The 18,218-nt window shown below is 63.1% G+C and carries 21 protein-coding genes; 6 read left to right on the top strand and 15 right to left on the bottom strand.

Going from position 1 to position 18,218, the window contains the following annotated elements; genetic code table 11:
- Nucleotides 1-35: 35 nt before the first annotated feature.
- Nucleotides 36-920: a 1,4-dihydroxy-2-naphthoate polyprenyltransferase gene (locus OK351_RS00740; RefSeq protein ID WP_265155414.1), complete on the top strand. Its 885-nt coding sequence runs from the start codon at nucleotides 36-38 to the stop codon at nucleotides 918-920.
- 6 nt (nucleotides 921-926) lie between these two features.
- On the opposite strand, the gene OK351_RS00735 is transcribed toward OK351_RS00740, so the two are convergent.
- Nucleotides 927-1,208: a DUF4229 domain-containing protein gene (locus OK351_RS00735; RefSeq protein ID WP_265155413.1), complete on the bottom strand. Its 282-nt coding sequence runs from the start codon at nucleotides 1,206-1,208 to the stop codon at nucleotides 927-929.
- Between the two features lie 53 nt (nucleotides 1,209-1,261).
- Here OK351_RS00735 and OK351_RS00730 point away from each other — a divergent pair, with 53 nt between their 5' ends.
- Complete coding sequence (locus OK351_RS00730; RefSeq protein WP_265155412.1) at nucleotides 1,262-1,681, top strand: PLDc N-terminal domain-containing protein; 420 nt, start codon at nucleotides 1,262-1,264, stop codon at nucleotides 1,679-1,681.
- A 150-nt stretch (nucleotides 1,682-1,831) separates the two neighbouring features.
- Here the strand turns inward: OK351_RS00730 and OK351_RS00725 are convergent, their stop codons facing one another.
- The 6 genes from OK351_RS00725 to OK351_RS00700 form a co-directional block, all read right to left on the bottom strand.
- On the bottom strand, nucleotides 1,832-2,320 hold the full coding sequence (locus OK351_RS00725) for a hypothetical protein (protein ID WP_265155411.1): 489 nt from the start codon (nucleotides 2,318-2,320) through the stop codon (nucleotides 1,832-1,834).
- 109 nt (nucleotides 2,321-2,429) lie between these two features.
- Nucleotides 2,430-3,467, bottom strand: coding sequence for a c-type cytochrome biogenesis protein CcsB (ccsB, locus tag OK351_RS00720; RefSeq protein WP_265155781.1), 1,038 nt, complete (start codon nucleotides 3,465-3,467; stop codon nucleotides 2,430-2,432).
- 25 nt (nucleotides 3,468-3,492) lie between these two features.
- The gene (locus OK351_RS00715; protein ID WP_265155410.1) at nucleotides 3,493-5,142 is read right to left on the bottom strand and encodes a cytochrome c biogenesis protein ResB; all 1,650 of its coding nucleotides are present in this window, start codon (nucleotides 5,140-5,142) and stop codon (nucleotides 3,493-3,495) included.
- Entirely contained in the window at nucleotides 5,142-5,897 is a 756-nt protein-coding gene (locus OK351_RS00710; RefSeq protein WP_265155409.1) for a cytochrome c biogenesis CcdA family protein, read from the bottom strand. Before OK351_RS00710 ends, OK351_RS00715 begins: the two co-directional genes overlap by 1 nt.
- 8 nt (nucleotides 5,898-5,905) lie before the next feature.
- Nucleotides 5,906-6,529, bottom strand: a complete 624-nt coding sequence (locus OK351_RS00705) for a TlpA family protein disulfide reductase (RefSeq protein ID WP_265155408.1) — start codon at nucleotides 6,527-6,529, stop codon at nucleotides 5,906-5,908.
- Between the two features lie 4 nt (nucleotides 6,530-6,533).
- Nucleotides 6,534-7,196 carry a histidine phosphatase family protein gene (locus tag OK351_RS00700; RefSeq protein ID WP_265155407.1) on the bottom strand — a complete coding sequence of 221 codons (663 nt, stop codon included), beginning with the start codon at nucleotides 7,194-7,196 and terminating at the stop codon, nucleotides 6,534-6,536.
- Between the two features lie 177 nt (nucleotides 7,197-7,373).
- Between OK351_RS00700 and OK351_RS00695 the strand changes: the two genes are divergently transcribed.
- Nucleotides 7,374-8,135, top strand: a complete 762-nt coding sequence (locus OK351_RS00695; protein ID WP_265155405.1) for a proline-rich domain-containing protein — start codon at nucleotides 7,374-7,376, stop codon at nucleotides 8,133-8,135.
- 77 nt (nucleotides 8,136-8,212) lie between these two features.
- Here the strand turns inward: OK351_RS00695 and OK351_RS00690 are convergent, their stop codons facing one another.
- Together OK351_RS00690 and OK351_RS00685 are read right to left on the bottom strand one after the other, a co-directional pair.
- Complete coding sequence (locus OK351_RS00690) at nucleotides 8,213-8,920, bottom strand: redox-sensing transcriptional repressor Rex (RefSeq protein WP_371931364.1); 708 nt, start codon at nucleotides 8,918-8,920, stop codon at nucleotides 8,213-8,215.
- A gap of 2 nt (nucleotides 8,921-8,922) precedes the next feature.
- Complete coding sequence (locus tag OK351_RS00685) at nucleotides 8,923-9,174, bottom strand: glutaredoxin family protein (RefSeq protein WP_265155402.1); 252 nt, start codon at nucleotides 9,172-9,174, stop codon at nucleotides 8,923-8,925.
- Between the two features lie 112 nt (nucleotides 9,175-9,286).
- Here OK351_RS00685 and OK351_RS00680 point away from each other — a divergent pair, with 112 nt between their 5' ends.
- A complete protein-coding gene (locus OK351_RS00680) occupies nucleotides 9,287-10,105 on the top strand; it encodes an HAD family hydrolase (protein ID WP_265155401.1) in 819 nt (272 codons plus the stop codon).
- Between the two features lie 78 nt (nucleotides 10,106-10,183).
- Here OK351_RS00680 and OK351_RS00675 read toward each other — a convergent pair whose 3' ends face one another.
- The 5 genes from OK351_RS00675 to OK351_RS00655 all read right to left on the bottom strand — a co-directional run bounded on the left by OK351_RS00675 (nucleotide 10,184) and on the right by OK351_RS00655 (nucleotide 14,126).
- Nucleotides 10,184-10,282, bottom strand: coding sequence for a 30S ribosomal protein bS22 (locus tag OK351_RS00675; protein WP_019174583.1), 99 nt, complete (start codon nucleotides 10,280-10,282; stop codon nucleotides 10,184-10,186).
- A gap of 138 nt (nucleotides 10,283-10,420) precedes the next feature.
- On the bottom strand, nucleotides 10,421-10,645 hold the full coding sequence (locus OK351_RS00670) for a helix-turn-helix domain-containing protein (RefSeq protein WP_265155400.1): 225 nt from the start codon (nucleotides 10,643-10,645) through the stop codon (nucleotides 10,421-10,423).
- 251 nt (nucleotides 10,646-10,896) lie between these two features.
- Nucleotides 10,897-12,240 carry an NADP-specific glutamate dehydrogenase gene (gene gdhA, locus OK351_RS00665; protein WP_265155399.1) on the bottom strand — a complete coding sequence of 448 codons (1,344 nt, stop codon included), beginning with the start codon at nucleotides 12,238-12,240 and terminating at the stop codon, nucleotides 10,897-10,899.
- A gap of 189 nt (nucleotides 12,241-12,429) precedes the next feature.
- On the bottom strand, nucleotides 12,430-12,894 hold the full coding sequence (locus OK351_RS00660) for an ArsR/SmtB family transcription factor (RefSeq protein ID WP_371931358.1): 465 nt from the start codon (nucleotides 12,892-12,894) through the stop codon (nucleotides 12,430-12,432).
- A 116-nt stretch (nucleotides 12,895-13,010) separates the two neighbouring features.
- On the bottom strand, nucleotides 13,011-14,126 hold the full coding sequence (locus OK351_RS00655) for an acetoin utilization protein AcuC (protein WP_265155780.1): 1,116 nt from the start codon (nucleotides 14,124-14,126) through the stop codon (nucleotides 13,011-13,013).
- Between the two features lie 241 nt (nucleotides 14,127-14,367).
- Between OK351_RS00655 and OK351_RS00650 the strand changes: the two genes are divergently transcribed.
- Nucleotides 14,368-15,801, top strand: a complete 1,434-nt coding sequence (locus tag OK351_RS00650) for a TrkH family potassium uptake protein (protein WP_265155397.1) — start codon at nucleotides 14,368-14,370, stop codon at nucleotides 15,799-15,801.
- 25 nt (nucleotides 15,802-15,826) lie between these two features.
- A complete protein-coding gene (locus tag OK351_RS00645) occupies nucleotides 15,827-16,465 on the top strand; it encodes a potassium channel family protein (protein WP_265155779.1) in 639 nt (212 codons plus the stop codon).
- Between the two features lie 37 nt (nucleotides 16,466-16,502).
- On the opposite strand, the gene OK351_RS00640 is transcribed toward OK351_RS00645, so the two are convergent.
- Nucleotides 16,503-18,065 carry a GMC family oxidoreductase gene (locus OK351_RS00640; RefSeq protein ID WP_265155396.1) on the bottom strand — a complete coding sequence of 521 codons (1,563 nt, stop codon included), beginning with the start codon at nucleotides 18,063-18,065 and terminating at the stop codon, nucleotides 16,503-16,505.
- Nucleotides 18,066-18,218 lie beyond the last annotated feature (153 nt).

Genomic DNA, 18,218 nt, shown 5'->3' with positions numbered 1-18,218 from the left:
AGGGTCGAAGATTTTTTCCCGAAAGGACTACTTCCGTGGCCACCATTTCCCAGTGGGTTGCCGGTGCGCGCTTGCGCACCTTGCCGATCGTCATCGCCCCGGTGGTGATCGGTACCGCGGCGGCGATCGGTCCCGATGGCCGGATCCACTGGGTTCGTGCCCTGCTGGCCTTGGCCGTCGGCCTGCTGCTGCAGATCGGCGTGAACTATTCCAACGACTATTCGGACGGGATCCGCGGCACCGATGAGGACCGGGTCGGTCCGATGCGCTTAACCGGATCCGGAGCCGCCGCCCCGAAACACGTCCGCAACGCCGCATTCACCTGCTTCGGGCTGGCCGCCGTGTTCGGCCTGCTGTTGGTGGTCCTGTCCTCGGCCTGGCCGTTGTTGCTGGTCGGAGTGGCCGCGATCTTTGCCGCCTGGGGATATACCGGGGGCAAGAACCCCTACGGTTACCGCGGCTGGGGGGATGTCTATGTGTTCATCTTCTTCGGACTGGTCGCCACCATGGGCACCACCTACACCCAGATCAACCGGATCACCGAGGCCTCGCTGATCGGGGCCATCGGCACCGGACTGATCGGCACCGCACTGCTGATGGCCAATAACGTCCGGGATATTCCCACCGACAAGCCGGTGGGAAAGATGACCCTGGCGGTGCGCCTGGGCGACCGGCTGGCCCGTATCAGCTATGTGGTGATGGTTGCCGTGTCCATCGTCCTGCCGGTGTTGCTGACCAATGACTACCCCTGGATGTGGCTGGTCTTGGCGGCCTTCCTGGTGGCCATCCGCCCCTGCTGGCTGATGTTGCGCGAGGCGGACCTGGCCCGGCTGGTGCCGGTCCTGAAGCAGACCGGCATCCTGAACATGGTCTACGCCCTGCTCTTCAGCGTGGCCGTGGCACTGCAGTACCTGGTGTAGCGGCGGCTACTGCCCGTTCTTGCGCTGTTCCTCGTCGAAGGAATCCTCGATCTCCTCGTCCGCCAGCTGCTTGGCCGACTTGGGGCTATTGGTCCGGGCGAACAGCTTCTGCACATCCTGGCCCGCGGCCAGGCGCAACTTGTTGAAGAACAGGTAGGACACAGCGAAGGCCACGACCAAGCCAATCAGCCCGGCCAGGAAAATGGGCCAGGCCATCAGCTGCCACAGGCAGAAGAAAACGATCAGGAAGATACCGAGACGGATTACCGTATATTTGAGAAACTGCACATAGGACAGTCTACCGAGCATTACGGTCAACGGATCTTTACTAGAATGGATACATGGTCCGCTTTATTGTTTTCGCTTCGCTGGTCGCGGTAGCACTGACGATCTATTCCATGATCGACTGTGCCCGTACCGAGCGCCATCAGGTTCGTTCGCTGCCCAAGACCGCTTGGCTGCTGGTGATCCTGCTGTTGCCGTTGGTAGGTGCTGGCCTTTGGTACTTGTTGGGGCGGCCCAACACCGCACACCCCGGCGGCCCGGCTCCCCGCAGCCAGGCCCCCGACGATGACGAGGACTTCCTGCGCCAGTTGGAGATCTGGCGCCGCCAGCAGCAACGCGAAACCGAGCTGAACCAACGTGAATCCGAAATCAAGCGGCTGGAAGAAGAGAAAAAGAAGAAAAAGAAGGGACCGGATGAGGACTCCACCGGTGAGTCCACCGATAACGCACCGGATCCGAATTCCAAGGACAGCTGAAAAAGGACCAGGGGCCCACGGGCCCCTGGTCCTTTTTCCTGTCCTGCCCAAGGCCCCGGCAAGCCCGTCCAGGGGCGGCGACGCGCCCGAACCCGCTGGCTACTTGTCCGGTGGGATTCACGGACGGTGCAAGCCGCACCAGCAGTCATTTCAGCTGACCGGTCGCTCCGTGCCCCGCCAGGTGTTCACCGCCGCCCACCCCAGGGCAAGCAACATGAGCAGTCCCGCCATGCCGCTTAGCAGGTACACGGGCAATTCCCAGGCCCACGCGGCTTCGGCGTTCCAATCAGCGTAGGTGTCCCCCACCGAGTTCAGGTTTCCGAAGGAGGCGAGGAAGTAGGCCGGCGCGCCCAAGGCCATGAACGCACCCCACACTGCGGCGAGCATCCACCCGGACATTTCGCGTCCGGGACCAACTGCCAGGATCAACCACGCCACCGCGAGCACGCACCCCACTGCGGCGAACACCAGTCCCGGTATCGTGCTGTAGCCCTGGCCGGCGGCCACCATATCGGCCACGGCGGTATCCAGTGGCACGCCGCTAGCCGCGGCCACCGCCAGATCGTTCATGGCGATGGCGCCATAGACCGAGTGGGCCACAACCAGCAGGAAGCCGCAGAGGATCATCAACGGGCGCATGGACCCACCCTAGCAACTTCCGCCCCGGCCGGGTGTCCCGGTGCCTTTAACCCCGTGAAGGGCGCTGCCTGATGGCAGCGCCCTTCACTTTTCGAAGGTGGTCTCGGGTCTACACCCCGGCGTAGGAGTGCAAGCCGTTGAAGTAGATGTTCACCACGGTGAAGTTGAAGATCAGGCAACCGTAGCCGATGATCGACAGCCAGGCCGAACGTGGCCCGGTCCAGCCACCGGTCGCCCGGGCATGCAGGTATCCGGCGTACACCACCCAGATCACGAAGGTCCAGACTTCCTTCGGGTCCCATCCCCAGTAGCGGCCCCAGGCTGCTTCGGCCCAGATCGCACCGGCGATCAGGGTGAAGGTCCACATCACGAACGCAATGGTGTTGATCCGGTAGGCGAAGTTCTCCAGTGCCCCGGCGCCAGGCACCAGGCGCATGAAAGGGAGCTTGTCCGGTTTGCCGGCGGCCAAGCGGTTCATCCGCGAATGCTGCAGCAACTGCAGCACGTTCATGGCGAAGCTGATCGAGAACAGTGCCGAGGCCAACACCGCGATCGAAACGTGGATGACGATCCACGGGCTCTGCAGTGCCGGCACCAGATGCCCGACCGGGGTCGGGAAACCGATGGTCGCGGCGCACAGCATCAAGGTGACCAGGCCGATGATAAAGGAGCCCATGAACCGCAGGTCCTTGACCAGCAGCGCGATCATGTACACCACGGCCACCACCAATGCGCCGGTGGTCAGGAACTCGTACATATTGCCCCAGGGCACACGGTTGGCGGCGACGGCCCGGGAGACCACAGCGGAGCCGTGCACGGCCACACCCAGCCAGCTGAGCACCACCGCGATCCGGGCCATATTGCGCCGAACCGTCCGGGAGGTGTATTCCATCTTGTCGGTGACCACGTGCTCACCGATATTGTCGGCCCTGGAGCCCTTCCTCCGCATCACGGGGCGGGCCGTGGCCGAAGCAGTGGCCAGGACCTTGTGGTCGTTCTCCAAGGCGGCCGCATCCATGGCCGCGATGGTCTTGTTGGTCTGGGCCAGATCCAGTGCGTAGAAGATGAAGGCCACCATGTACACCATGGCCGCCAGCAGCATGAACAGCTGGCTGTAGACGCCCAACGTCTCGTTGATGGGCGCCAACGAAGTGTTGTACCCGCTCAGGCTACTAATTCCCACGGACTTCTCCTTGCTCGTTATCGTCCTGGGCTACCGGCCAGGTCCTCTCGAAGATGGCACGCAGTTCGCGCGCTTCATTTTCCAATCGCGGATCTTCCCCACGTGCCAACAGCGCGAACTCGATGCCGCCGGTTCCACCGCCGTTGGTGAGCTTGACCCACACCCGGCGTCGTGGAGTGAACAACGAAACCCCCAGTCCCAGCAGGGCCAGTCCCGAGAAGATCGCGATCGGCAGCTTCCCGGGATCCGAGTTGATGTCCACCGCGATATAGCGCTTCAGGTCGTCAAAGGTGATGCTACCCAGCCCGTCGGGCAACTCATAGGTCTGTCCGGCTTCCAGGATAATGCCGCCGGCATCCAAGGACCGCGAATTGATCTCGGTCATGTTCTCGGTGTCCAGCACATAGACGTTCTGCGGTACCCCGTTATCGATCCCCAGATCCCCGGCATAGGCGTTCAGGTGCAGCTGGGGGTTGATCGCATTCGGGTCCCCGGAAATGCCGAAGTTGTTCTCATCAAGCATCGCCGTGGGCAGCAGGAAACCCTGGAAGCCGAGCTGATCCGGGGTCGCGTCGGGCACCTTGGCCACCATCATCGAGGTGTAGACCGAATCCTGCGGTACCGAGACCACCGGTCCGGAGAAGGCCACGTTCCCCTCTCCGTCGCGCACCGTGATCACCGGGGCATAGCCGTTGCCCACCAGGTACACATCCGCACCATTGATCCGCAGGGGGTGGTTCACCTTGATTTCCTCGGCCTGCGGTTCGGCCTGCGGCCCGCGCCGGGTGGTCACATGGGCGGTGAAGTCCAACGGCTGGCCGAAGTGGGTCTCGGATTCACGGTCGAAGAGGATCTCGAACTTGTCCAGGGTCACCGAATAGGGTTCAAGGTTCTCCGGGTTGAAATTCGTGCCCGGGGAGAACGCGTCGTAGGACACCAGCGAGTTCACGAAGGTCTCCCCTTCGACGATCACGCGCTGCCCGCCATAGCCGAAGGCGCCGCCCAGCCCCATGGAGGCCAGCACCCCCACCAGGGAGATATGGAAGACCAGGTTGCCGATTTCGCGGGTGTAGCCCCGCTCCGCGGCCACCGAAGGGTCGGCGCCATCAGGGCGCATCTGGACCCGGTAGCCGCGGCGTTTGAGCAGCTTTGCTGTGCCCTGAAGGACCTCCTGCGGTGCGGGAACCGTTCCCTGGGCGTCGTCGAACTCCAGCTTCGTGTACTGCGGCAACCGATCCAGGCGTGCCGGGGTACGCGGTGGCGGGGTACGCAACGACTTGGCGTGCTTCCTGATCCGCGGGATGATACAGCCGATCAGGGAGATGAACAGCAGGATGTAGATCGCCGAGAACCAGGCGGAGGAATAGACATCGAAGAGTTGGAAGCGGTCCAGCCACGGGCCGCTGGCCGGGTTGCGTTCCAGGTACTCGGTGACCATTTCGGGATTGACCCGCCGCTGCGGGAAGATCGACCCGGGCACCGCGGCGATCGCCAGCAGCAGCAACAGGAACAGCGCGGTGGACATGGACGTCAGTTGTGTCCAGATCCACCGCAGCATGCCCACCGGTCCCAGCACCGGCGCGTCACTGCGCTTGACCTGTTTCTTGGGTTTCGTTGCGGTTTTTTCCGTCCGTGCCATTAGATTGGCATCCTCACTTCATTGGCAAACCAGTTCTGCAGTTCAGCCACCCAGGTTCCCCAGAGCCCGGTTGCCATCACCACACCCAGCAGGATCAGCATCCCGCCGCCAAAACGCATGATCGCCAGTTGGTGGGTGCGGAAGAAGCCCATGGACCCCATGCCGCGACGCATGCCCAAGGCGATCAGGATAAACGGTACGCCCAGGCCGATGCAGTAGAACAGGGTGAGCAGCCCGCCACGGGCCGCATTCGCATCGGTGCCGGTACTCATGATCAGCACGGCGCTGAGGGTCGGGCCGATACACGGTGCCCAGCCCAATCCGAAGGTGAATCCCAGCACCGGTGCACCCCAGAGCCCGGCCTTGGGTTTGCGGTGGATTTTCCGATCGCGCTGCATGAAGCCGATCCCGCCCATGAACACCACGCCCATCAGGATCACCACCAGCCCCAGCAACTGGGTCACCCAGGCCCCGTTGAAGTGCAGCCAGGCGGTCACCTGGCTGAAGAGCACCCCGGCGGAGATGAAGACCGCGGAGAATCCGGCAATGAACAGCAAGACCCCGCTGAGCACCCGTCCACGACGGTGCTCGGACAGATCGGCACCGGTCAGCCCGGTGACATACCCCAGGTACCCGGGCACCAGTGGCAGCACGCATGGGGAGAGGAAGGAGACCAGTCCGGCGAGGATGGCCACCGGCGCAGCCAACAGCAGGGAGCCATCCAGCACGATCTCCGCAAACGGATTGGCAGTCAAGGGAAGCGTCACAGCTCCTCGTCGAGCGCGGTCTGGATCAGGGAACGCAAGGTGCTTTCCTCGACCGCACCGATCACCCTGGCGCGGACCCGTCCCTTACGGTCCAGGACCAGGGTGGTGGGCACTGCCTGCAGGGGTACGTACTGGGTCATGGCCAGTTGGATCGCCCCGGAGGTGTCCTGTACCGACTCGTAGGGAATCTCGAAGCTGCGTTCAAAGGCCAGCGCCGCGTCCTTCTCATCACGCACATTAACGCCCAAGAAGTTCACCTTTCCCGCGAACTGCTCATTGAGCTTGCGCAGGTGCGGGGCCTCGATCCGGCACGGGGCGCAAGCGGCGTACCAGAAGTTCATGACCACCGGGGAGCCGAGATAGTCGGCAAAATCGACGTCGCTGCCCTGGTAGGTTTCCGCGGTGATCTGCACCGGATCGGTGCGTTGCTCCACCGCGTATTCCTCCACCGCGCCGTCCCCGGCGATGTAGTTCTTGTTGTCCCCGGCTCGCGCCTGCTGTGCCAGCGGGTCGTCCTTGACCGTGCAAGCGGCCAGCGGCAGGGCAACGGCGGCAAGCAGCATCGAGCGCATCAGGGTTCGCCGACCCACCCGGGGTGTTGAATTCGACGCATCGGTCATGGTCTCAGGCTCCAGGGATGTTCGCTGCGCCGGCCAACAGGTCGGCGTTTGGTTCGTTATATACCAGGTTGACCAGTTGGTCGCCCTCGAATTCGAAGCTGGTGATGCTGGTCAGCGTGCACTCGCGCTGCCGTGGATCATGCCACAGCGGCTGGCGTTGGGAGGCGCGGCGGGTGACCCAGATGGGCAGCTGGTGGCTGACGATCACCACCTGTGCACCGTCCCCGGCCTCGGCCAGCGCGGCCTTGCGGTGTTCGTCCATGGCGGCGCGCATCCGGGATACCTGCTCACGGTACGGTTCACCCCAGGACGGCTTGAAGGGGTTCACGACATAGGACCAGTACCTGGGTTCCCGTAGCTTGCTGGCTACCCGGGACAGGCCCTCGAAACGGTTTCCCGCCTCGATAACCCGCTCATCGGTGTGGATCGGCAGATCCAGCGCCTGGCTGGTCGGCTCAGCGGTCTGCTGTGCGCGCAGCAACGGGGAGGCAACCAGACGGACCAGTTTTGCTCCCGATTCGCGTTGCGCAGTGAAGTGTTCCCCGGCACGCTGGGCCATGTCGAAACCCAGTTCGGACAGCCCGTAGCCCGGGATCCGCCCGTAGAGGATGCGATCGGGGTTATGGACTTCTCCGTGGCGCAGCAAATGGACGGTCGTTTTAGGCATAGCTCCAGTCTCTCAAATATTTTCGGCAATGTAGAAGAATTGTGGCTACACTCGCCTTTTCACAGCTGGTGCATGGGATTCCCATAACTAAAAACCATCCTTTTGGAGGTACCGGTCACAATTGGGCGTCCACTAGGCTTGGAGTAGGAAAACAATTGCCGTCATTGAGGAATGAAAATGAGTAGCAACGACCCGAATCAGCCCGATGACCAGTCAACTCCCGGTCAACCATACAACCCCTACGGCGGTGTCCCACCCCAGCCACCGGCCCAGGGTGGTAATCCCTACGGGCAACCCGACCCGACCCAACCTGCTCCCTATGGACAACCCCAGCAGTTCGGCTATCCTCCCGCAGGTGGATACGCCCCGGTCCAGCCGCCCACCGAACGACCACAGAGCCTGAAGTTGGCCTTCTGGCTGATCCTGGCCGCCGGTGTGGTCTCGGCCATCAGCGCCTGGCTGTTCGAGCGCACCCAGTTCCTGACCAATGTCATCCGTTCGGAATGGAGCCTGTTCGAGTCGGAGTTCCGTTCACAGGTGGAATCCGACCCATCCATGGCCAACAATCCCGAGATCCAGCGCCTGCTGGATAACCCGGACCTGTTCATCGACACCATTGCCGCGACCATCACCGGATTCGTGGTGGTGAGCACGATCGTGTCGCTGGTGTTGTATTTCCTGGTCGGGTTCTTCGTGGGCCGCGGGGTGAACCCCATGCGCATCATCGCCACCATCCTGGCCGGCTTCTCGTTGGTCGGCATGTTGGCCACGATCCCGAGTGTCGCCCTGTACGCCAATGCAGCCGATACCTCGATGCTGGTGCTCACCTATGTGGCCAGCGTGTTGCTGGGCGTGGCCGGTGTGGTCTTCTCCTGGCTGCGCCCCTCGAGCCAGTACATCGCCCAGCGCAAGGCCGCCCGCATGGCCGGCTACCGTTAGGCCTTCACACCCTGATCCGGCCCTGGCCCGGGACTGTGGCGTACCGCTGCTGGTTCCCGGGGCGGGGCCGGCGGGCTTTAAGCCCCTTGTGCCTGCCCGGGCTGCCCGTCCGAGCGCACCGCATGGTAGGTCAGGATCTGCAGTTCGGTGGACAGGTCCACCCTGCGCAGTTCAACACCCTCGGGGACGCGGATCACCTGCGGGGCGAAGCTGAGGATACTGCGCACCCCCAGCAGGGCCAATTCATCAACCAGTCCCTGGGCCGCCTCGCCGGGCACGGCCAGCACGGCGATGTTGATCTCGAACTCCTGGACCACCTCGGCCAGTTGCGCCGAATCACGGACCGTCAGTTCCCCGACGGCCGCGCCGATCAGCGCCGGGGAACTGTCCAGGATCGCCTTGACGTGGAACCCGCGCGAACGGAAGCCGGCATAGCCACTCAGCGCGCGGCCCAGGTTGCCGGCGCCGAGGATGGCGACCCGCCAGTCCTGGTTCAACCCCAGCGTACGGTTGATGTGGTTGGCCAGATCCTGTACGACATAGCCCACCCCGCGGGTGCCATAGGAACCCAGCAACGACAGGTCCTTGCGCAGGATCGCCGGATTCACCCCCGCGGCATCGGCCAGCACCCCTGAACTGGTGCGTTCCAGGCCCTGGTTGGCCAGCGTGTTCAATGCCCGAAGATACTGCGTCAGGCGCATCAAGGTGGCCTCGGGCAGGACTCGTGGTTCGGGCACTGGAACCCCTTCGGTGGTTTGGCTCGGTTGGTTACCGAGGGCTGGCAGGCTTAGCGTTGGCTGCTGAGCAGCCGGTGCAGCCGGTGTGGGTCGATCCGCCAGAAATCGCGAACGGCGCCGTCGATGAGCAGCACCGGGACCTCTTCATGGTGGCGTTCGCGTAGCACCGGATCCGTGTCGATATCGATCTCACCGAAGTCCAGCCCCAGCTGCGAGGTCACCTCCTGCACTGTCTGGCGGGCTGCTGCGCACAGATGGCAGTCCTTACGGACCAGTAACTGGATCTCTGGTGTTCGGCTCACCCTCCCATATTCTCATGATGCGGCCACGGGCAGGTGTGCGTGACCCAATTGAGACTCTCCGGATGGTTCGGTACCCGGCCTCCGGCCCGGCTCTGAGGATAAAATAGATCAAATGCGCGCCAACGAACCAGATCACAGTCCAGGGCACGAATCCGCCGGCGAAAGCGTGGTTGCCGCGTTCTTTGACGTGGACAACACCCTTGTCCGGGGTGCCTCGTTGTATGCGGTGGCCCGCAAGATGCACCAGCGCAAGCTCTTCCAGCTGCGCGAGGTGCTCTTTTTCGCCCTGAAGCAGCTGCGTTTCCTGATGCGCGGTGAACATCTCGGGGATATCAATGTCATCCGCGATCGGGCGCTGAAACTCGTTGAGGGCACCAGCGTGGCCCAGATGGAACAGCTGGGTGACGAAATCTATGACGAGTTCATCCACCCCAAGCTCTGGGCCGGCACCGTATCCATCGCCCGCCAGCATCTGAATGTGGGGCGTGAAGTGTGGCTGGTTACCGCCACACCGACCGAGGTGGCCGGTGTGATCGCCCGCCGCCTGGAACTGACCGGGGCCTTGGGCACCAAGGTCGAAAGCAGGAACGGGCACTATACCGGCAAGCTGATCGGGTCGATCCTGCACGGGGAACAGAAGGCCGAGGCGATGCGGCAGCTGGCGCAGGAGAAGAACATCCGGTTGGAGGACTCCTGGGCCTATTCGGATTCCTTCAACGATGTGCCCCTGCTCGAAGCCGTGGGGCATCCGGTGGCCATTAACCCCGATGCGCGCTTACGTGCCTACGCCAGGACCCAGGGATGGCAGGTGTACGACTTCCGGACGGGGCAACGCGCCGCGAAACTGAGCCTGAAGCTGGCCGGGGTCATCACCGCGGTCTGGGCCGCCCAGCGCAGCCTGCAGCGTGTGCGGAACCGGCTCCGGGGTTAAAACAACAATCGCCACCGCCCGGGTAAACCCTCATGGCGATGGCGATCATCTACACCGAAGTGTTTCGAGAACTCGAAACTACTTCTTGTTGCGACGCTGGTGGCGGGTCTTGCGAAGCAGCTTGCGGTGCTTCTTCTTCGACATACGCTTGCGGCGCTTCTTAACAACTGAGCCCATAGTGGTTCCTCACAGACTAAATAAATGCATCAGCCGTGTCACCGCCAAGCCAATGAGGTCTTGACGCACGGCTGACCGGACGTTAAACGTTCCTTAACAGATTACCCGCTCTTCGGCCAAGTTCTGACCATCGTGAAGCTAACTACCGTATGATCCCGTACCCCTGTGAGGATCAACACCTGCAGCTTGCAGGTAGGCTTCGACGGCGTTTTCCGGAACGCGGTAGGAGCGGCCGAACTGCACGGCGGGTAAATCACCGGCGTGGATCAGACGATAAACGGTCATCTTTGAAACACGCATCATCTGGGCCACTTCGGCCACAGTCATGAACCGTGCTCCAGCAAAATTCTGTTTATCCGCCATAGGGGAATTTCTCCTGACGCTGATCTCTATTTCGTCGCGCTGAAAAGCAATACGTCAACTTCAACGACTTGTGATCAACATCGGCAATCATAGTTGGGTACGCTTCATCCCATAGTCTAATGGTTCGGCCCGTGCTTTACGAAGCAGGAACACACGAGTGACCGAAGAAGTTTGCGCGATTACCCACTAAAACACCACACCGCTGCCGCCGGCAGCATGCCCGGCAACAGCGGTGTGTTTTCGACGGTTCCCTAGATCAGGCCCTGGGCCAGCATCGCGTCGGCAACCTTGACGAACCCGGCGATATTGGCGCCGGCCACATAGTTGCCGGGGACACCGTATTCCTCGGCGGTCTCGGCACAGCGGTCATGGATACCCACCATGATCTCGCTCAGGCGGCGCTCAGTGTGGGCGAAGGACCACGAGTCACGACTGGCGTTCTGCTGCATTTCCAGGGCGGAGGTGGCCACGCCGCCGGCGTTGGCGGCCTTGCCCGGCCCGAAGAGGATCCCGGCATCCTGGAACAGCGAGGTTGCTTGGGCGGTGCACGGCATATTGGCGCCTTCGGCCACGGCCATCAGGCCGCTGTTGATCAGCTTCTTCGCCGAGGCGGCGCCCAGTTCGTTCTGGGTGGCGCAGGGAAGTGCGACAGTGCAGCTCTCATCCCAGACGTTCCCACCCTCAACGTAGCGGACCTTCTTCGAACCGCGACGCTCGGCATAGTCGCTGATGCGCCCGCGCTCGACTTCCTTGATCTGGCGCAGCAACGGCACATCGATGCCGTTCTCGTCCAGGATATAGCCGCCCGAGTCCGAGGCCGCCACCACGTGGGCGCCGAACTGCTGGGCCTTTTCGATCGCGTGGATCGCCACGTTACCCGACCCGGAAACCACCACACGCTGGCCTTCGAAGCTGGTGTTGCGGGTGGCGAGCATTTCCTGGGTGAACAGGACCGCACCGTAGCCGGTGGCTTCCGGGCGTACCAGCGAGCCGCCCCAGCTCAGGCCCTTGCCGGTCAGCACACCGGACTCGTAGCGGTTGGTGATGCGCTTGTACTGGCCGAACAGGTAGCCGATTTCGCGGCCGCCCACGCCGATGTCACCGGCTGGCACGTCGGTGTACTCCCCGATGTGGCGGTACAACTCGGTCATGAAGGACTGGCAGAAACGCATGACTTCGGCATCGGACTTGCCGCGCGGGTCGAAGTCCGAGCCGCCCTTGCCGCCGCCGATCGGCATGCCGGTCAGGGAGTTCTTGAAGATCTGTTCGAAGCCCAGGAACTTGACGGTCCCCAGGTAGACCGAGGGGTGGAAGCGCAGCCCGCCCTTGTAGGGACCCAGGGCCGAGTTGAATTCAACGCGGAAACCGCGGTTAATCTGGACACGTCCCTCGTCGTCCGTCCACGGGACACGGAAGATGATCTGCCGTTCGGGTTCGCACATACGCTGCAGGATCGCGGCTTCGGCGTATTCCGGATGCTTTTGGGAGACTGCTTCGAGGCTTTCGAAGACCTCCGTCACAGCCTGGTGGAATTCGGCTTCACCGGGATTCCTGCGGAATACCTCGTCACGGATGGTCGCTAGATGCTTGTCCAAGTTACTCTCCTCAATCACTTGGGGCAGGCGCTAGGGCATACTTCTACCGCAGAACCGGCGTCAATGCCCCACCGACGAGAATGCCACGAACACCGTGTTCCATGGAAATTCTTCGTCAATTTTTTTAAGCTCTACGTAACGTAGAGCCTCGCTGCCCTCTTCCTTAGCCCAGGGGGTTTCGTGCTCAACTCACTCTTGGCGTTTACGCCCGAATCGTGGGAAACGCTCAATGATTTCGTGGGCCCGCCCGGTCACATGCTCCAGGCGGCGTCCCACGGTACGACCCAGTTGCTGTGCCGCTGCGGGAATCCCGGCAGGGTTTGCCGTATCCAGCTCGGCCACGTGGCTACCTGTTTGGATCTGTTCCGGTTCGGCCACGGGTGCAGGCTCCGGAAGGAAACCGGCACACCATTGCCCCAGTTCCTCGATGGCCGACACACTCAGGGTGTAAATGCGTCGCTGGCCCTGTGCGCTCATGGTCACCAGGGACGCCTCGCGCAACACCTTGAGATGCTTGGACACCGTGGGCTGGGAGATTTCCAACCGTTCGACCAACATCCCCACCGCCAACGCCTCGTCCTTGAGTTCTTCCAGGATCCGACGTCGGGTCGGCTCCGCCAATGCAGAGAACAATTCATCAATAGCCACAGGCATAACCCTAGCGGCATATACGGGTATTCGTCCGGACTTTGCCCAATGTCCTATTCACACAAGGTCCCACCAGGGCCGGTCCCGGGCCCCGCGACCGGTGCAAAACAAGCCCGATTGCGCTAGTCGAACCAGGGATCCAGGCCATATAGCGGGAACACTTCCTTGCGTGTGGCGATAATGGAACGGTCCACCGGATCTGCCGGATCATAGCCCACCTCCCAGTTACGCCACCACAGTTGCGCGTCATCGCCCATCAGGTAGGGAACCGCCTTGCCGTAGGTTTCCAGGACATAGCGGCGGAATTCCTCGGGCACATAGGTGCGCAGCGGGACCGGCGTACCGGCCGCGATGGCGATCAGGTGGCTCCAGGACCGCGGCACGACCCCGGTCACGTTATAGCCGCCACCGCCGGTGGCCAGCCACCGGCCCTCGCACACCTCGTCGGCCAGCTGCGAAATGTCCAGGGCCACCTGCCGTTGGGCATCGACCGACAGCTTCAGGTTCGTTAGGTCGTCGTCGCGATGGGCATCGCAGCCGTGCTGCGAGACGATCACCTCCGGGGCGAAGGCCCGCACCAGTGGGGGTACCACCGCATGGAATGCCCGCATCCATCCGGCGTCCCCGGTCATGGCCGGCAGGGCCAGGTTCACCGCGCTGCCCTGGGCCCTGGCACCGCCGATTTCGTTGGCGAACCCGGTGCCCGGGAACAGGCTCATCCCCGACTCGTGGATGGAAACGGTCAGCACCCGCTCCTCATCCCAGAACAGGGATTCGGTCCCGTCTCCGTGATGGGCATCCACGTCGATATAGCACACGCGTTGCACACCGCTATCCAGCAGGTGCTGGATGGCAGCGGCCGCATCGTTGTAGATGCAGAATCCACTGGCCTTGTCCTTCGCCGCGTGGTGCATGCCGCCGGCGAAGTTCACCGCCCTTACCGCCGTCTGTTGCACAATGGCCTCGGCGGCAACCAGGGACCCGCCGAAGATCCTGGCACTGGCCTCATGCATCCCGGCGAAGGCCGGGTCGTCTTCGGTTCCCAGCCCGAAATCCGGTGCCGGATCGCTCGGATCCTGGCTGACCCGGCGCACCTGCTTCACATACTCGGCGCCGTGCACCTTGAGCAGTTCGGCATCCGAGGCCACCACCGGGGTATCGCGGGAGAGGTTCTTTCCCTCCAGTATCCCCAGCTGCTCGCTCAATCGCATGGTCAGTTCCAGGCGGCAGGGGTGCATGGGATGGTAGTCGCTGAACTTGTATTGCAGGTACTGCTCATCCCAGACAACGAGGGTGGGGCGTGGAGGATGTTGAGGTTCTAGCACATTCTCAGGCTACCGGACTGTGACGCATCTCAATGCTTCGTCTCACATTTGTGTAGCCGCCGCGCGTCATTCCCCGCGCTAGGCCCTCCCGGCCGCCGCGCGGCGTAGATTATCTTTGAGTCAGGACGTCTTTCGACCGGAGAATGAGGCATGGATGAGCGAGTCTTCGCGGCAGCGTCGTGTTGAACACGCTGAACGGCTGCGGGTACGGCACCGCCGCAAGCTGCTGCGCCTGAAGACCGCACTCGCGGATTTCACGGTTCGCTCCCCGGCACGATTGGCCCTGGGCGCGTTCCTGTTGGTCATTACGGTCTTCACCTCGCTGCTGGCCGCACCCTTCGCGGCGGCGGATGGGCAGCCCACGGCACTGCACGATGCCCTGTTCACGGCGGTCTCCGCGGTGTGCGTTACCGGCCTGACCACCGTGAGCACTGCCGTGCATTGGTCCTTCTTCGGCCAGTTGCTGATCCTGATCGCCATGTTCGTCGGCGGACTGGGGATCCTGACGATCGCCTCGCTGCTCTCGCTGGCGGTGTCCAAGCGCCTGGGGGTGCGCGGCAAGCTGGTGGCGCAAAGCTCGATGAACACCGCCGGCACCTCGGCCCTGGGCGAGGTGCGTTCGCTGCTGCGGATCGTCATCCTGACCGCGGTCAGCCTGCAGCTGGTGATCTCGCTCTTGCTGGTTCCCCGGTTCATGGTGCTGGGCGAATCCTTCTCCTCGGCGATCTGGCACGGGGTGTTCTACGCGGTGTCGGCCTTCAACAATGCCGGGTTCACACCGCATTCGGATGGGCTGGTCCCCTATCATATGGATGGCTGGATCCTCGGACCGCTGATGCTCGGGGTCTTCCTGGGGTCACTGGGTTTCCCGGTGATCATGGTGCTGCTGGCCCACCGGTTGAATCACCGCAAGTGGAACCTGCATACCAAGCTCACCTTGCTGGTGACCATGATCCTGCTGGTGGTGGGCACCGTGCTGTGGCTGGCCGCGGAATGGAACAACGCAGGGACCATTGCCGGGCTGGGACCGGGCGAGAAATTCACCAATGCCCTGTTCGCCTCGGTGATGACCCGCTCCGGTGGCTTCAACCTGGTGGATCCCAACCAGCTTGAACCGGTCAGTGTGCTGCTGACCAACGCGCTGATGTTTGCCGGTGGCGGGTCCGCCTCCACTGCCGGGGGTATCAAGGTCACCACCATCGCGGTGATGTTCCTTGCCATTGCCGCGGAGGTGCGCGGCGACTCCGAGGTGCGGGCCTTCGGCCGCCGGCTGCCCGAATCCACCATGCGCGTGGCGATCTCGGTGATCGTGCTGGGTGCCACCCTGGTCGCCGTGGCCACCGCGGCACTGCTGGTGATCGACTCCCGGCTGTCCTTCGACCGTGCCCTGTTCGAGTCGATTTCGGCCTTCGGCACGGTGGGGTTGAGCATGAATGTCTCGGCCGAGCTTCCCCCCGAGGGCAAGTACGTGCTCTCGGCGCTGATGTTTGCCGGACGTATCGGTAGCATTACCTTGGCAAGCGCGCTGACCATGCGCCACCGCGACACCCTGTACCAGTATCCGGAAGAGAGGCCGATCATTGGCTGAAAGATCCATTGACCACAATGCACCGGTGCTGGTGATCGGGTTGGGCCGTTTCGGGATCGCGGTGGCCGAACAGCTGGTCAGGCAGGGACGCGAGGTGCTGGCCATCGAGCGCAACCCCGAGCTGGTGCAGAAATGGGCGAGCACGCTGACCCATGTGGTGGCCGCCGACGCCACCAATATCGACGCGTTGCGCCAGCTCGGCGCCCAGGAGTTCTCCTCGGCGGTGGTAGGGGTGGGAACCTCCATCGAATCCAGCGTGCTGATCACCGTGAACCTGGTGGATCTGGGAATCGAGCACCTGTGGGTCAAGGCGATCACCCCCGCCCACGGCAAGATCCTGACCCGGATCGGCGCGAACCACGTCATCTACCCCGAGGCGGATGCCGGGGTGCGCGCCGCGCACCTGGTTGGCGGTCGGATGCTGGACTTCATCGAATTCGATGACGGTTTCGCCATCGTGAAGATGTACCCGCCGAAGGAAACCCAGGGATTCACCCTGGCCCAGTCCAATGTGCGTTCCAAGTACGGGGTGACGATTGTGGGGGTGAAGTCCCCGGGCGAGGACTTCACCTATGCGGTACCCGACACCATGGTCACCCGCCGGGACGTGCTGATCGTCTCGGGCCATGTGGACCTGCTCGAACGCTTCGCCTCACGCCCGTAACCACGGCCCGGGCACCGCGGCAGGTGCAGGAGTACCGCTAGCTGCCCACCACGGCATCCGCCGTCTCCAGCGTGCTGCCACCGCGCAGGTCCTCAATGAGGAACCGTGCCCCGAGCTCACCGATCAGGATCGATGGCGCATTGGTGTTTCCGGTGGTGATCGTGGGCATCACCGAGGCATCCACCACCCGCAACCCGGTCAGCCCGTTGAGTCTCAGCCACGGGTCCACGACGGCCTGCTTGTCGCTTCCCATGCGGCATGTACCGACCTGGTGGTGGTAGGTGACCACATTCTCGCGGATGTAGGTTTCCAGTTGCTCGTCGGTCTGCACATCCGGGCCCGGGTAGACTTCCACGGCACCCCAGCCTTCGGCCAGCGCCTGCTGTTTGAGGATCTCGCGGCATTGCTTGATCGAGAACAGGAAGGAAGCCATATCCTTCGGGTCATCCAGGGCGTTCAGGTCGATGCGCACCGGGTCGTCAAGGCCCGGGCCATTCAGGGTCAGCTCCCCGCGGCTGGCCGGGGAAATGATCCCCGAATGCAAGGTGAAGGCCGTACCGTCCACCGGCTCCATCCCCGGGGAGAGCATCGGCACGGCGAAGAAGATCGGCTGGGTGTCGGGCACCGGCAGCTCCTCGCGGGATTTGGCGAACAAGTGGGTCTGCGAGACCGAGACACCGGCACGGGGCGGGTCGATCTCGCGTGTCGTGGTCTTGGCGATCACCGGCGCCAACAGGTGGTCGTGCAGGTTCTTGCCCACCTGCGGGGAATCGAGCACCGGTTCGACACCAACGGCGGCCAGCTCCGCGGCCGGGCCGATCCCCGAACGTAACAGGATCTGCGGCGAGCCCAGGGCCCCGGCGCTGAGGACGACCTCGTCCGCGCGCAGCTCCCGGTCCTGGCCGTCCAGCCGGTACCTCACCCCGTGCACCGCACCGTCATCCACGATCACCGAATGGACTTCGGCGCCGGTGATGATCCGCAGCTTCTCACGCACCGGTTTCAGGTAGCACTTCCAGGTGTTGATCCGTTGCCCCTCGACGATGTTGACCTGCTCCTGGGAGACGCCTTCAAGATTCTGGCCGTTGTAGTCAGGGTTGTACGGAACGCCGGCCTGGATGGCCGCGTCCATGATGGAGCGGTGGATCGGATCGAGCTCATAGCCATTAACGACCGGAACCGGTCCCCCGCTTCCGCGCAATTCGCTGGGACCACCGGAGTAGTCCTCCATGGCCTTGTAGACCGGTAGCACGTTCTTCCAAGCCCAATGCTCACCGCACTGCTCGGCCCACCCGTTGAAATCGTGGGGTGAGCAACGCACCCAGATGGTGGCGTTTAACGCATGGGATCCGCCAAGCACCTTGCCCCTTGGCAGGTGCATGGGCTTGTTCGCGGTGCCTTTCATCGGGGCGGTGAAGTAGTCCCAGTCATCGGCGCTGTGCCACAGCTCGCCCAGTCGGGACAGGTCATGGATCGCCGGATTGGTGTCTTCCCCACCGGCCTCGAACAGCGTGACCCGCGCCCCGGCATCCACCAGGCGGCGGGCGACCACCGCCCCGGCCGAACCGGCTCCGACAACAATGACAGATTTGGCATCCATGATTCCCCTATTCCCTTCCCGGCCCCGCAGCGCGCGCCGGGTTGATCTCGGCTTTCGACCTCGGTGAAAAGCAACTTCCCCCATTGTGTCCCGGGACACAGTGGGGGAATTGATTCCGGGTGCACGTCATTTGGCACTGCGTGCACGCCTGGA

The sequence above is a fragment of the Glutamicibacter sp. MNS18 genome, assembly GCF_026107515.2.
Taxonomy (GTDB): Bacteria; Actinomycetota; Actinomycetes; order Actinomycetales; family Micrococcaceae; genus Glutamicibacter.
This window is presented reverse-complemented; position numbering and strand designations above follow the sequence as displayed.